Genomic DNA, 13,721 nt, shown 5'->3' on the forward strand with positions numbered 1-13,721 from the left:
TTCGGCGTTGCAGCGCGGTCAGATCGGCTGGGGTTCGAAGTCCCAGTAGGGGTTGTGCCGTTCGAGGATGTCGTCGGCGTGCGGATGGTCGGCGCCGAGCAGGGCGGTGAGCCGGTTCTCCGCCTCCGTGCGCAGGTTCTCGGCCTCCTCGCGCTCCCCGAGCTCGGCGAGATCCAGCGCCAGTCCTGCCCTGAGGCTGATCGTCAGGATGTGCGAGTCGCCCAGGGCGCGGGCGGACCGCTCGGCGGCCTCCCGCCCCAGGGCGGCCGCGGCATCGGTGTCGCCGACGGTGGCCAGCGCGGCGATCCGGTTCTTGGCGCAGCCTATCGCCCAGGGGTGGTCCTGGCCGACCGCCTGCTCCATCTGGTGCGTGGTGTGCAGGGAAAGTTCCAGTGCCGCCCGCTTCTCGCCCATGTCCCGCATGACGATGGCCACGTTGTCGCGGGCTCCGATCGCGTACGGATGGCCGTCGCCGAGCTGGGAGGCGTATTGCGCGGCGGTGGACTCGGCGAGCTCCCGGGCCTCCGTGCCCAGCCCCATCTGGCGCAGCAGCATGGCGTAGTCGCAGGAGACCATGAGCGTCTCCGGATGCAGCATGCCCCAGCGGCGCAGCAGCTTCTCCCGGACCCCGCGCATCATGGCGTGGGCGAACTGCAGGTCCCCCACGCGCCGGGAGCACAGGGCCAGATTGTGCTCGGCGCGGACGGTCTGGCTGTGGTTGCGGTCGAGGATCTGGCTGTGGACACGGGAGTTGTGACCCTGGATCTGCAGTGCCTCGCGGTACTGGCCGAGCAGTCTCAGCATCCAGGCCGTGTGCAGGGCCGAGTTGAGCGTGGCCGCGTTCTTGCCGCCGAGGAGTTCGACCCGGGCCTCGAAGATCCTCCGGTGCAGGGCGAGCGACTCGGTGTAGCGGCCCTGCAGGCCGATGGCGACGGCGAGGTTGCTGCGGATCGTGAGGGTGCGCGGCACGTTCTCGCCGCCCAGCTCGGCGGCTGCGCTCGCGGCGGCCTCCTCGAACAGGGTGCGTGCCTCGGTGTACCGGCCGAGCGCCATGAGCGTTCCGCCGAGTCCGTCCTTGGCGCGGATCAGCTCGATGGGCCGGGTGTCACCGGCCTCGGTCAGCCGCCTCAGGTTCTCCCGGCCGACCTCCTCCGCCTCTCTGTAACGGCCGGTCCGGCGCAGCATGTTGGCGAGCTGGTGGACGGCGACGAGCACCGAGCGGTCGGTGTCGCCGAAGGCCTCGCGCCAGTTCTCCACGACCTGCCGGCTCAGCCACCAGCCCTCGTGGTACTCGCCGCGCATCCGCAGGTACTCGATGCAGTTGAGGACGAGTTCGCGCACGTCGTCGTCGGCCGATCGCAGCGCCCCGGACGGCTCCAGGTGCGGTATGAGCTCGGCGTACCGGGCCCAGTTGCCCGCCGAGGACGAGTCGCGCGGGTCGGCGGAGACCAGGACCCTGCGGGCCGCGGCCGAGTAGTACGCGATGTCGTCCGGTGACTGGATGGAGCGTACGAAACGGTGGAAGAGCCGGTGCATACGGAGCGTGCTGACGGTCTGGGTGTCCAGGCGCGGGCTCTGCTCGTACTCGATCCGCATGGAGGTGATCTCGGACAGCTTGCGCAGCGCGCTGTTCCAGCTGCTGGGCTCCGCGACCAACTCGGCCAGGTCGGGCGGCAGATCACCGTGACGGGCGGTCTGCAGCAGCCGTACCGGCACCACGTCGGGCGAGAAGCACGCGAGCAGGTTGAGCAGCTTCCAGGCGGGCTCGAAACCCTCGCGCAGCGTGTTGACGAGCTTCGCCCAGGCCACCTCGAAGCGCGGGTACCCGCCGGAGTGCACCACTCCGAACCGGTCCGGCCTGCCCTCGCCGATGTCGCGTATGTAGTCGCCCACGGACGCGGTCGGGGTCTGGTCCAGCCAGGCGGCCATCTGGTCGAGCAGCAGCGGCATGTCCTCGACGGCCTCCGCGAGCCGTTCCGCCTCGTCGTCGGTCAGGCGATCGGCCCGGCGCCGGACGAACGCGACGCTCTCCCGGCGTTCGAAGGCCGGCACGGTGATCGTCTCGGCGTGGGCGCCCCACTCCGTGCGGTGGGTGGTGACGAGGACGTGCCCGTGCCCCTGAGGCACGATGTCGAGCAGTCGCTCGGGATCGCCGGTCGCTCCGTCCAGGACGAGCAGCCAGGGACGTGCGGTGCTGTCGAGTTCGCGCCGTACGGCCTTGATCGTCGCCGACAGGTCGCCGCCGTCCGGCACGCCGAGCCGCGGGGCGAGTTCGGCGAACTGCTGGCGGGCGGTGATGCGTTGGGCGGCGGTGACCCACCAGACGATGTCGTACTCGCCGGCGAAGCGGTGCACGTACTCCAGTGCCAGCTGGGTCTTGCCGAAGCCGCCGGGGCCGAGCAGGGCCACGGCGGCGCCGTCCCGGCCGGCCGCGGAGAAGGTGCCGTAGACCTTCTCCAGGAGTTCGGCACGGCCGATGAAGCGGCGGTTGCGGCGGGGTGCCTGCCACACCTCGGGCGGGTCGTCGGGGAAGCGGGGGCCGCGGGAGAGCGCGATGAGGGTGCCGGGGGCCGGGATGCCCGCGCACTCCAGGACGCGGCTGCGGGCCACCTCCGGCCTGAGGCCGCGCAGTTCGACGGGGGCCAGGGCGATGACGGCCTCCGGCATGGGCTGTGCGGTGATGCTCACTGCGGCGATCCGGTCCCGGTGCGCCGGGAGCACCTGCCGCAGGACGTCGGCCCAGGCCTCGAACCTGCCGTGCCCGAGCCGTTCGTACCAGTCGTCGATGACGAGGAGGATGCGGCCGGGCGCGCTCAGCAGGTCGGTCAGCGAACCGGGGGTCGGCGGACGGCGCAGCGGATTCCAGCGCACCAGGGTGGTGGCGCGCCCGGCGGCCCGTATCTGGTGGTCGATCCATTTGGCCCAGGACTCGCTCTGTCCGGCGAAGACCACCGTGACGTGGCCGAGCTCTGCCGCCATCTCTCAGTTCCCCTCGACCGATCCTGGCCACAACTGTGCACAGGCTATTCGATTGTGCGTCAAAAAGGTTTTCAAGATGAAGATTTGGGGCCTGCTTGGTCTCATGCGGATCCCCGAGCGGTCCGGTTCAGCCGGTGCGCGACATGGCGGATGAGTCGTTCCAGGTCCGCGCAGTACACGCTGGGGTGCAGAAACCCGCTGCCGGGTACGTAGCGGTGCACATAGTTGCCACCGCCGCACACTTTGCCCACCGGGCACCCACGGCACTCGTCCGCCAGTCCCCGCTCGCCCAACTGGCGTGCGGCGACGCCCGGATGGCGCAGGGCCTGGTCGAAGCTGTGCCGGAAGACGTCGAGGCCCGTCCGCGAAGCCCCCGCGTACGCCGAGCGCAGCGAGTCGACCTGGTCGATGGAGCCGTCGGTCTCCACGACGACGGCGGCCAGCGGGGACAGCCCCACCGCCTCGGCCCCGCTCGGCGCCCCGAGCAGCAGCGCGGCGATCTCCTGGAAGAGCCGCACCCGCGTCCGCAGCCGGCCCTCGTCCCACCAGGCGTCGAAGACGGCCGCGAGCCAGTCACCGTAGGGCGTGGCGCGCGGGCGGTGCCGGCCGGGCGGTGCCGGGGCGAGGCCCGGTGGCGGGTGGGCCCAGTTGGCGTGCGGGAGGAGGAAGTCGACGCCGGGCGGCCCCAGTTCGAGCAGCGACCGGTACACGTCGAGCGGGTCCGCCCCGAGGTCGATCGTGCAGAGGATTCCGGCGTACGTCTCCGGGCGCGCCGTCAGCCGCTGCGCCGCGGCGCGGGCAGCCGGCCAGGCGGGACGGCCGGCGCGGTCCACGCGACGGGCGTTGTGGCCGGCACGCCCGCCGTCGAGGCTGAGCCCCACCCGGATGCCGGCGGCGGCCAGCCGCTCGAGGGCGGCGGCGGTGAGGCGGGTGCCGTTGGTCTGGACGGTGGCGGTGACGTGGCAGTCCGCGGGGACGGCCTGCCGTACCACGCGGGCGTAGGCGAGGACGGGGTCCGGGCCGGTGAGCAGCGGTTCACCGCCGTGGAGTTCGATGCGGATACGGTCGAGGCGGTGGGCTCGTACGTGTTCGGCGATGCGGTGCGCGGTGCGCACCATCGTGGTGTCGGGGGTACGGGCCGGCCGGTCGCGCCAGCCGTGGTCGGGGCCCTGGTACAGGTAGCAGTACGAGCAGTCGAGATTGCAGCGGCCGTGGACCTTCAGCACGAACTGGTGGAAGGGGGTGGGCCGATGGGCCGCGGTGTCGAGCTCGGCGTAGGGCCAGCGCGGGTGTGTGGTCATGGGGCGTCTTCGTAACGGGCGACGACGACGGGCTCCGCTTCCCTGGCGCGGAGTTCGGCGAGGATGGCGGAGAGAACCGGATGGTCGGTGTGGTCCGGGCGGGGGATGTCGGGCAGGGGTATGGGCGTGTCCTGGGGTGGTGCGGTCACTCGGGGGCCGTTTCGGGGTTCAGGCGGGCGAGGGCGGCCCTGACGTCCCTGGAGAGCTCGGGATCAGTGGTGCGCCGGAGGGCCTCGGCATAGTCGCTCACGGCCTCCCGGGGAGAGCCGAGCAACTCCCGTGCGCCGCCACGATGCATCAGCGCGCGGGCCATCAGCTCGTCCTCGCCGGCTTCCCGGGCCTCGTCGACACCCTGTGCGTAGTGGCCGGCCGCCTTGTAGAGGTCACCGACCTCGCCCGTACGGTCGTGCAGGGCCGAGCACACGTTGCCGCGCTCCAGCCAGCACAGCGCGAGGAAGCCATGTGCCTCCGGATCGGCGCCGCGCACGGCCTCGCCCAGTATCCAGTCCGCTTCGTAGAGATCGGACAGGACCTCGTGGAGCAGGAAGCGCCTCCAGTGGGCGAGCGCCAGCTGCCGCTGCCTCGACGGCAGCCGGGGATCGCCGGACGTCGTCTCCTCGACGGCGGTGCGCAGCAGGTGCACGGCCCGGTTCACGTCCTCGGCGGATCCCGTGGACTCGCCCCGTCTGAGCAGGTCGACGCCGAAGTCCGTCAGTACCTCGTGGCGCCGCGCATCGTCCTCGCCGAGCAACAGGTCGGCCGCCGTCCACGCCTCGACGACACGGTCCAGATGGGCGGGGTCCCGGGTCCGCTCGAAGCGGTCCCGGTAGACCCGTGCGGCCCACAGATGGCAGTCGAGCAGCAGTTCCTCGTCGTCACCGGCGGCCTCCAGGGCCTGGTCCACGGCCGACTGGATCAGCCGGCGCTCCCGGCGGTCGTCGCGCGGCGGCTGGAGGATCTCGGCGGCCGACGCCACGGTCAGCCAGATGCGGCAGCGTTCGGCGGACGGCAGCACGGTCCGGTCGCGGACCGCAACCAGCAGGTCCTCCACAGCGTGCTCGGCAGCCACGGACGCGCGCTCGGGGCGGGGCCGTACGGTGATCGGGCCCGACCCCGCGTGCTGCTGTGCCACTTCGAACCACAAGGCGCCCCGCAGTGCGTACGCGCCCTCCGGCTGAGGGAACCGGATGCGTGTCCCGGCCGCCTCGATGGCCCGGTCCAAGTGCGCGAGGTACCACTGCTGGGGATCCGGCACCGGGAGGGAGCCGTCCTGGTCCTCCGCCTGCGGCACGGAGCCCGCGACGGCCCGCCGGACGTGCACCAGCGCCTCGGCTGCGATCCGCCTGCGGTCGAGCGCGTCCGGAGTGGTCTCCGTGTCGTCGAGGACCGCGGTGAGGTCCCGGTCGGCCAGGTGGAGCAGGACTGCGTGCGCACGCTCCGTCCCGTGCGGCTCACTTCCGGCCCATTCGCGCAGGCTGTCGGGGATCCCGGAGAACCCGAGGCCGACCCGGGTCGCCTCGCGCCACTGCAACCAGCAGACCGTCCCACGGATGAGTTGCGCCCGCATGGTCACCGGCCCGTCGCCGACCGCTTCCCACGCGTCCCGGAGGTCGTCCCCCACTCCTCGTACCCGCCACCGGGCCAGGAGCGCGTTGGCCAGTTCCTCGGCCGCGGACGTCCACTCCTTTTCCGTTCGTGCGGCCGCCAGCGCCTGCCGCAGGTACTCCACCGCGGCGTCGAGTTCCCGGGTGGACCCCTGTGTCTCGTACCGCCCGATCGCCTCCCGCCCCTTGCTGAGCAGTTCCCGGGCGTTCGGGGCGAGCGACGTCGACACCGGCACCGGCACCGCCGGAATCCGCGCGCCGAGGTCGCGGAGCACGTCGGCGGACACCTCCGCGAACGCCCGCAGCCCGGCCGGCTCGTGCGCGTCCGTGCGGGGGTCCGCCACGGGCACCACACCCGGGTCGACGGCCCCGCGCAGGAACGCGCCCGCCAGCGCAGGGAAGTTGCGCACGCTGCGGCCGAACTTCCGCTCCACATAGTCGGAGAGGTGCTTGAACAGCAGCTCGGCCTCGTCGACCGCCAGCCGTTCCCGCAGCCGGGGCGCCACCCCCGGCAGGAATTCGTAGCGCACCGCCTGCGGGTCGTCCGCGTCGTCACGGCGCCGTACCAGACCGCCGAGCAGCACCTCGGAGAGCACCTCGGGGCCGGTCCCGGCGAGCATCGCGTGCTGCACCAGCTGCATCACGGGCAGGTACAGCGGCACCGCGGACAGGTGCACGGCCAGCCTGCGGGCCTCCCGGGAAGCGTTGCGCCGGAAGGCCCGGACGCGTTCCTCGGCGCTCAGGTCCTGCGCCGCCCGCACCGGTGCGCTGGACGCCGCGTGGTCGGCGCGCACCCAGCCCGCAGCGGCCGTCAGGGACTGCCCGCGGGCCCCCGACAGCAGCCGGGCCCAGCCCTCCACGGAGCCGCGCCGCAGGGCCAGCACGGGGATCGGCGTCGCGGCCCGGTCTACATGCCCCTTGTCGGGCGTGAACTCCAGCGTCCCGGCGGGCCCTTCGCGCCGGTGCAGCACCCCGCGCCGGGCCGGCAGATGGGTGCGCAGCCACATGCGCTGCGGCAGCGGCTGTACGACGGCCACCGGCGCGGTCGCGGCCCAGCGGTGCAGCAGCTGCTGCATCCGCCCGCTGCGCCACATGGGGCCCGCGCAGTCGCTGAGCACCAGGGTCAACCTGCGACCGGTCGGGTCGCTGAGCTGCTCCGGGGCATGCAGCGGACCGGTGCGCTCGGGGCCGACGGCGAGCCCGGGCAGGCCTGAGTCCGTCTCGTGGAGGTACTGCATCTGGACCTCACGGAAGGCGCCGGCGCGCTCGCAGACCTGGCGCAGCTCGTCGAGCACCTGCTGCCACACCGCCATGGAGGTCGAGACGTCCATCACGAGCAGCAGACGTGCCTCACGGCGGCGGTCGGCGCGCAGCACGGGCAGCACGAGCCCGGACTCGGCGGCCCGTTCGGCGGTGGCCCGCTCGTCCAGCGTCCTCGGTACGGGGCGTACCGGAGCGCGGTACCGCTGCAGGGGGCGTAACCCCCGTTGCAGTGCGAGGGGTTCGGGCAGTGCAGGGGCGGCGGGTACCCGGACCGGCGTCATACGGACGGCCGCCTGCTCGTCTCCCGCTCCCGGCGCGAACAGCGCCGCCCTGTCCTGCTGTTCGCTCTCGACGGGTGGCGCGACGGATCCCGCCTGCGACACCGGGGGCGCGGTGGTGTCCCGCGTCTCGTCGGTCGTGGTCGTCAGGTCCGGTGCTCCGCGGGCGGCCTGCGGGGCGGTACCGCTCGGCCCGGGCAGCCAGCGGGCCAGCCACAGGGCGTCGGCGAGCTCCTCGACCCCGGGCGGGACGCCCGCCTCGCGCAGCCGCGCGACCAGCGCGGTGAGCTCGGGGCTCACCTCGCCGGGCGACGGGTCCGGGGCTCGGGCCGGCATCGCTACCTGGGCCCCTGGTCCAGGGGCCGCATCAGCAACTGCGAGATCTCCTCGCGACCGATCGCGTCCCGGGCCGCGTGCTGGGTGAGGAAGATGGCGTTGAGCAGCTGGTCGGTGGGGCGCATCGCCCCGTCCGCCTCCACCTCGGTGAACTGCTCGACGATGTCGCGGTTGTCGTCGTACGAGCTCTGCCCGAAGTGGGCCTGGACGAGCGCGGCGAGGCGCTGGTCGCGGGGTGCCCTCAGGTCGAGAGGAATGCACCGGCGCAGCAGCGGGGCGGGGAAGTCGCGCTCGCGGTTGCTGGTCATGACGACGAACGGGAAGGCCCGGCACCGCACCTGACCACCCGTCACCTCGACACGACGCCCGTCGTCGGTGAGCACCTTCACCACCGGTGTCCGGTCGGAGATCCGCTCCAGTTCGGGGATGGGGAACTTCCCCTCCTCCAGGACGTTGAGAAGGTCGTTCGGCAGGTCGATGTCGCTCTTGTCCAGCTCGTCGATGAGCAGCACCCGGGGCCGTTCGGCGGCGAGCAGGGCGGTGCCGAGCGGACCGAGCCTGATGTAGCGGCCGATGTCCTCGGACACCGGCGCACCGGTGGCGGTGCTGCGCTCCAGCTGTGCGTCCTGCAGCCGGCCGATGGCGTCGTACGTGTAGAGCCCGTCCCTCAGTTCGCTGCGGCTGACGATCGGCCACTCCAGGACCCGGCCGAGGCCGAGTTCGTGCGCGACGGAGTGCGCGAGCGTGGACTTGCCGACGCCCGGCTCACCCGTGACGAGGAGGGGGCGCCTGAGGTACAGGGCCGCGTTGACGAGTTCCAGGGTCTCGGTGTCCTGGATGGGCAGGGGGACGGTGCGCTCGCCCAGCCGGCGGCGGGTCGAGGAGTCCAGGTCCGGGACCTCGTACGGAACCGGCGGGGCGTCGAACGCCCGCCACGGCGGCGGGACCGGCAGCCGGCCGATCTTGTCCGGATCCTGCTCCCCGGTCCCCTCGTAGACGAACCACTGGCTCATGGTGTGCTCCTCGCCGACGGTCGGTGGTGTTCCACGGCCTGGCCGGCGGGGGCATGGGGCGCCCACAACGGGCCCCTGGAAATGTACCCGGACCAGCGCTGTGTCACCGCCGGTTTCGGCCAGCCGTCGTATACGTACCGGATGCCGTTCACAGGGGGGCGTCCAGTGGTCCGGAGTCCTCAGCGGGCAGTGGCCGCCGGGGGTCGTCGTAGAGCAGCGCCAGCGGTTCCGCCCAGCGGCTCTCGGCGTGCTGCTCGCTGATCTCCTGCCGTACGGACCTGAGCCGGTCGGGGAGTTCGGCGAGGGAGCCGAGGGTGCCGAGCAGGGTCCCGGCCCGGACGTGCAGCGTGTCGCACTCGTCCGAGCAGGTGTGGGCGGCCTGGCCACCGATGCGCCACAGAGCGACGCCGTGGCCGTTCTCCAGAGCGAGCCTCATCGCGTTCCGGCCGGCGCCGCGCCCGGCCGGGCGGCACATGACGGGCACCAGGCTGTGATCGGCGCTGTGGTAGTCGCGGGGGTTCTGGACGACGCCCCGCACGGGGATGCGCCAGCCTCTGAAACGGGGCTCGGCGGTCATGGCCTGCCAGCGGTCGGTCCAGAGTTTGTCCGGTTCTCCCCGGCGCTCGAGGGAGCGCAGTACGACTCCCCGGCGTGCGCCCAGGGCTCCGGGATCGTCCAGTTCGGCGACGTCCTCCAGCCGCCAGCGATGCACGGCGGTGTCGAAGAGGTCGGCGGGCAGGGCGACTTCGAGCGGCACCGGCCGGCCCGCCCGGTCCTTGCGGCGCAGCAGATCGTTCAGGGGAGCGCGCAGTGCCTGCACGAGGTCACGGGGCAGCACTCCGTCCGCCGAGTCGTCCGCCTCGACGAGTTCGGGTTCGCTTCCGGGAGTGCCTTCGTCGAACCAGATCTGCCAGAAGAAGCGGCTGGGATCATCGATCACGGGATCGAGCAGGACGGCGACGGTGGGGCCCTCGCCGGGTCCGGGATAGGGGATCACGATGCGTTCCGGCAGCTCCCCGGGCGCCGGCAGCAGGGCCTCCGGGAGGCTGGCCTCCCGGACGAAGTCGTGCATGGGCCGGTACGGGTGCCTGCGCAGCCGCTTCTCGATCCACTTGGTCAGCTCTTCGCAGTCACCGCCTCGGGAGCGGGTGTACTCCGCCGCGAACCTCAGGTACCGCAGGAATGCGAGCGAGTCGAGCGGATGCGTCCCCTCATAGAGCAGACCGTGTCCGTCGCGCCAGGTGAGCAGGGCCGGGGTCTCACCCGGCCACCGGTTGTTGCTGCGGGCGCGGGCCGCGAGGATCTCCACGGTGTGCGTGTCGGGCGGTGTGGGCAGCGAGGCGAGCAGGCGCAGCGCCTCACGCCGGTCGCCGGGCGTCCACCGCTCGCCGTCACCGGCCCGCGGGCCGGCCTGCAGGTCGATCCAGTTGTCCCCGGCCTCGGAAACCGGTTCCTCGCCGTGCCAGCGGTCATGGGCGGCCATGACCGTGCGGTACGTCTCCTCCCCGAAGCGGCGCAGGGCTGAGATCGACACCGCCATTCCGCCGTCCTTCTGCACACGGCGCGACTTGACCAGTCCGACGACGGCTCCGGTGCCGGGATCGACCAGCGGCCCGCCCGACATCCCGGCGGGAAACTCGATGTCCGGCTTGATGATCAGCCCGTACGTGTCCTCGTGGCCGTTGATCTCGGCGATCACCGGCCGCTCGTGGATGTACGGCGGAGCGGGGTAGGAGCCGTAGACGTGGACGACGCCGAAGTGCTGCACGGCCCGGTCGGGCAACCACATGCACTCGTGGGGATGGTCCTCGGGGTCGCCGGTCAGCCGGACCAGGGCCAGGTCCTCCTCGAGCGGGATGCGGGCCCGGCCCGGATCGGTGAGCAGCCACTGTTCCAGCCGGGCCGCGGCGTCGATGCCCACGCCGCGCACCCGGAACTCCTTCTGGTGATCGCCCTTGAGGTTCGCGCTCAGTACGTGCGCGGCGGTGAGGACCCAGCCCGGCGCGACGAAGAACCCGCTGCCCCACGTGGGCCCGTCGCCGGCGCCGGTGCCCAGTATCTGCACGGTGGCGGCTCTGGCGAGCGCGTCCAGGCGGTCGTTGACGCCGTTCACTGCGCGGAGGGGTCGAGGGAGGCGTCTGTCGCGGGTGAGGCTGCGGACGGGGCCGGTTCGGGCGGGCCGTCGAACTTCCAGGTCAGCGTGACCTCCAGGGACGCCTTGGCCTCCCCGCGGGCGAGTACGGCCACCGCCAGGCCCTCCTTGGCGGTGAGCTCGACCCCGAAGGTGATGGCGGCCTCGGAGGGCCTGGCCGCGCGCGCGGCATCGAGCACGGTGCCGCCGACCCCCTTGATCAGCTCCTGGAGCTGCTCGACCTTGGCGAGGGCGGCTTCCGTGAAGCCGACGTCCTCCTGGTCCCCGTAGGCGTCCCCGGCACCGATCCTTGCGGTGACCACCGTGCCGTCAGGCAGTTCGATGTCCTGGATATGACTCATCCCGCTCCCCCGTCGAGCTCGCACCGCCCGGTCAACAGACCAGGACCGACGTCCACTTGAACTGCGACGAGGCTAGTGCGCCGCTCGGTTGCACGCGACCCCGCCTGCCGTCCGGACCCGGCCGTGCACGGCACGGAATATCCTGGAGAGGCAGGCCCCAGGCTCGTCCGCATCAGGAGCAAGAGTTGTACTTCACCGACCGAGGCATCGAAGAGCTGGAGAAGCGGCGCGGCGAGGAGGAGGTCACCTTCGAGTGGCTTGCGGAGCAGCTGCGTACGTTCGTCGACCTCAACCCGGACTTCGAGGTGCCGGTGGAGCGACTGGCGACATGGCTGGCGCGGCTGGACGACGAGGACGAGGAGTAGGTGCCCGGGGGATCCGACTGCGGGGGCGTCCGCGTGGCGCCCCTTTTTCATGCCCGCTGCACGACCCACAGCCCCAAGGCTTCGCCGCCCGCAGTCCCAAGGCCTGCCTCGCCCTCAGTCCCACGGCCGCACCAGGTCGTACGACAGTCCGACCGCCCCGTGCGCCAGCAGCAGCGCCCCCGCCGCGGTCCAGCCGCCGCTGCGGCGTCGTAGGCCCCAGGCCGTGAGCGGGAGCCCGGCCGCGACCTGGGCCAGGGCCAAAGCTCGCGCCCGGGGCGTCCCCGACCAGGGCAGCCACGGGCCCGGGTGGCCGCTCTCGACGGCGCCGGGTTCCGCCCGTACCGCCTCGCGCCGGCCCGGCCACTCTGCGGGGCGGACGTCCGGCAGGGCGTGTGCGGCCTCGCGGAGGCGGGCGGCGGGTTCGCCCGGGGTGATGCCCTCGGGAAGCGCGACTCCCGCGCGCGTGAGGACCGCGACCAGGGCGCGCAGGCGGGCGCGGGCATCGGTCCCGGGGTCGGGTTTCGTGAGGCGGTCCAGGTCCTGAACGTCGAGCACCGGGTCCAGGCCCAGGCGGTCGGCGAACGTGCGCATGGCCTCGTCCTCGGCGGCCGGGGTGCCGTTCGCGAGCCAGACATAGCCCACCGGGCGGCGGAAGCCTGAGGCGAGGGTGAATCCGGCACGGTCGGCGTCCCACCACAGGGCGAGTACGGGCCAGGGGGCGCCGACGGCGAGAGCGGTGGCCCAGCCGGTCAGGACGCGGTCGACGGGCTCGCCGCCGTGCAGCCAGGGCCGGCCCTCGGGAAGGAGCACGCTCCAGGCGTCGCCTGCCGGGGCGAGCAGCATGCGGTCGCGCAGCAGGTGGGCGGCGGGGGCGACGGACTCGGGCTGCGCCCGGCACAGGAGCAGGGCGCCGACGTTCGACATGCTCACACGCTAGGGCGGTTCGACCGCTTTGGTCATTTCCGAGGCCGCGCAGATCACCGGAACGAGTGCCTTGACTTTCACCGTCCGCGATATATCGTGAATTGCAGGAGACGCGATATGGCGCGTTGCAACGGGGAGGTCTGCACCATGTCCGAGTGGTCTGTCGGTGAGCCGCGGAAGCTCACCTTCGACAAGCCCGTCCGCGAACTCCACGTACGCATCGTCAACGGAACGGTGAACGTGGTGGGCACGGACGAGGGTTCCGCCCGACTGGAGGTCTCCGAGATCGAGGGACCACCACTGCTGGTGAGCCAGCAGGGCGGCACCCTCACCGTCGCGTACGACGACCTGCCGTGGAAGGGCTTCCTCAAGTGGCTCGACCGCAAGGGATGGCGGCGCAGCGCCGTCGTCTCCCTCGCCGTCCCTGCCGACACGCGCGTGGAGGTGGGCGTGGTCGGCGCCGCGGCGGTCGTCTCCGGGATCGACGGGCGTACGGAGGTGAAGGGGGTCACCGGGGACACCACCCTGGTGGGGCTGACGGGCCCGGTGCGCGCCGACACCGTCTCGGGGAACCTGGAGGCGCAGGCCCTGCGCGGCGACCTGCGCTTCAACTCGGTCTCCGGGGACCTGACCGTGGTCGAGGCGGGCTCCTCGGTCAAGGCGGACTCGGTGAGCGGCTCGATGATCGTCGACCTCGATCCGGCGAGCCGCCCGACCAACATCGTCCTGGCGAACGTCTCCGGCGAGATCGCCATCCGGCTGCCCCACCCGGCGGATGCGGAGGTGGAGGCGAACACGGCCAGCGGGACGGTGTCCAACGCCTTCGAGGACCTGCGGGTCAGCGGCCAGTGGGGCGCCAAGAGGATCACCGGGCGGCTCGGCTCGGGCAGCGGAAGCCTGAAGGCGACGACGGTCTCCGGATCGATCGCCCTGCTGCGGCGACCTCCGGCGGAGGAGGAGCCGTGGGACGTGGCGCCGGAGGACATCGGCCCCCTGATCGAGGACACACCTCCGGCGGCTGCGGAGCCGGCCGCGGAGACCGGCCCGGCGAGCACCCCGGCAGACGGACCACGCAACGACTCGGGGGACAATTCCGTTTCCGGCCAGGACGACGGCTCTACCGACGACCCTGCCGACGGCACGACCGACAAGAAGGTGCTCTGAC

Annotated in this window: 10 protein-coding genes; 2 read left to right on the forward strand and 8 right to left on the reverse strand. The window is 72.5% G+C overall.

The annotated features are described in order from the left end of the window. Positions 1–18 precede the first annotated feature (18 nt). The 7 genes from fxsT to ACFY1E_RS33615 form a co-directional block, all read right to left on the reverse strand. Entirely contained in the window at positions 19–2,979 is a 2,961-nt protein-coding gene (gene fxsT, locus ACFY1E_RS33585; RefSeq protein WP_389082695.1) for an FxSxx-COOH system tetratricopeptide repeat protein, read from the reverse strand. A gap of 101 nt (positions 2,980–3,080) precedes the next feature. Continuing rightward, positions 3,081–4,280, reverse strand: coding sequence for an FxsB family cyclophane-forming radical SAM/SPASM peptide maturase (locus ACFY1E_RS33590; RefSeq protein ID WP_389082697.1), 1,200 nt, complete (start codon positions 4,278–4,280; stop codon positions 3,081–3,083). Further along, positions 4,277–4,429, reverse strand: coding sequence for a hypothetical protein (locus ACFY1E_RS33595; RefSeq protein ID WP_389082700.1), 153 nt, complete (start codon positions 4,427–4,429; stop codon positions 4,277–4,279). The genes ACFY1E_RS33590 and ACFY1E_RS33595 overlap by 4 nt, the downstream gene beginning before the upstream one ends. After that, a complete protein-coding gene (locus tag ACFY1E_RS33600; protein WP_389082702.1) occupies positions 4,426–7,761 on the reverse strand; it encodes an SAV_2336 N-terminal domain-related protein in 3,336 nt (1,111 codons plus the stop codon). Before ACFY1E_RS33600 ends, ACFY1E_RS33595 begins: the two co-directional genes overlap by 4 nt. A gap of 2 nt (positions 7,762–7,763) precedes the next feature. Next, on the reverse strand, positions 7,764–8,774 hold the full coding sequence (locus ACFY1E_RS33605; protein WP_389082705.1) for an AAA family ATPase: 1,011 nt from the start codon (positions 8,772–8,774) through the stop codon (positions 7,764–7,766). Between the two features lie 148 nt (positions 8,775–8,922). Beyond that, positions 8,923–10,887: a trypsin-like peptidase domain-containing protein gene (locus ACFY1E_RS33610; protein ID WP_389082708.1), complete on the reverse strand. Its 1,965-nt coding sequence runs from the start codon at positions 10,885–10,887 to the stop codon at positions 8,923–8,925. Continuing rightward, a complete protein-coding gene (locus ACFY1E_RS33615; protein WP_389082710.1) occupies positions 10,884–11,267 on the reverse strand; it encodes a CU044_2847 family protein in 384 nt (127 codons plus the stop codon). The genes ACFY1E_RS33610 and ACFY1E_RS33615 overlap by 4 nt, the downstream gene beginning before the upstream one ends. A gap of 185 nt (positions 11,268–11,452) precedes the next feature. On the opposite strand from ACFY1E_RS33615, the gene ACFY1E_RS33620 reads away from it, so the two are divergent. Further along, the gene (locus tag ACFY1E_RS33620; RefSeq protein WP_023586593.1) at positions 11,453–11,632 is read left to right on the forward strand and encodes a DUF6104 family protein; all 180 of its coding nucleotides are present in this window, start codon (positions 11,453–11,455) and stop codon (positions 11,630–11,632) included. A 114-nt stretch (positions 11,633–11,746) separates the two neighbouring features. On the opposite strand, the gene ACFY1E_RS33625 is transcribed toward ACFY1E_RS33620, so the two are convergent. Beyond that, positions 11,747–12,556 (reverse strand): hypothetical protein, encoded by an 810-nt coding sequence (locus tag ACFY1E_RS33625; protein ID WP_389082713.1) that lies wholly within the window; start codon positions 12,554–12,556, stop codon positions 11,747–11,749. A gap of 147 nt (positions 12,557–12,703) precedes the next feature. Here ACFY1E_RS33625 and ACFY1E_RS33630 point away from each other — a divergent pair, with 147 nt between their 5' ends. After that, complete coding sequence (locus ACFY1E_RS33630) at positions 12,704–13,720, forward strand: DUF4097 domain-containing protein (protein WP_389082715.1); 1,017 nt, start codon at positions 12,704–12,706, stop codon at positions 13,718–13,720. Position 13,721 lies beyond the last annotated feature (1 nt).

Source organism: Streptomyces sp. NPDC001604 (assembly GCF_042893475.1).
Classification (GTDB): Bacteria; Actinomycetota; Actinomycetes; order Streptomycetales; family Streptomycetaceae; genus Streptomyces.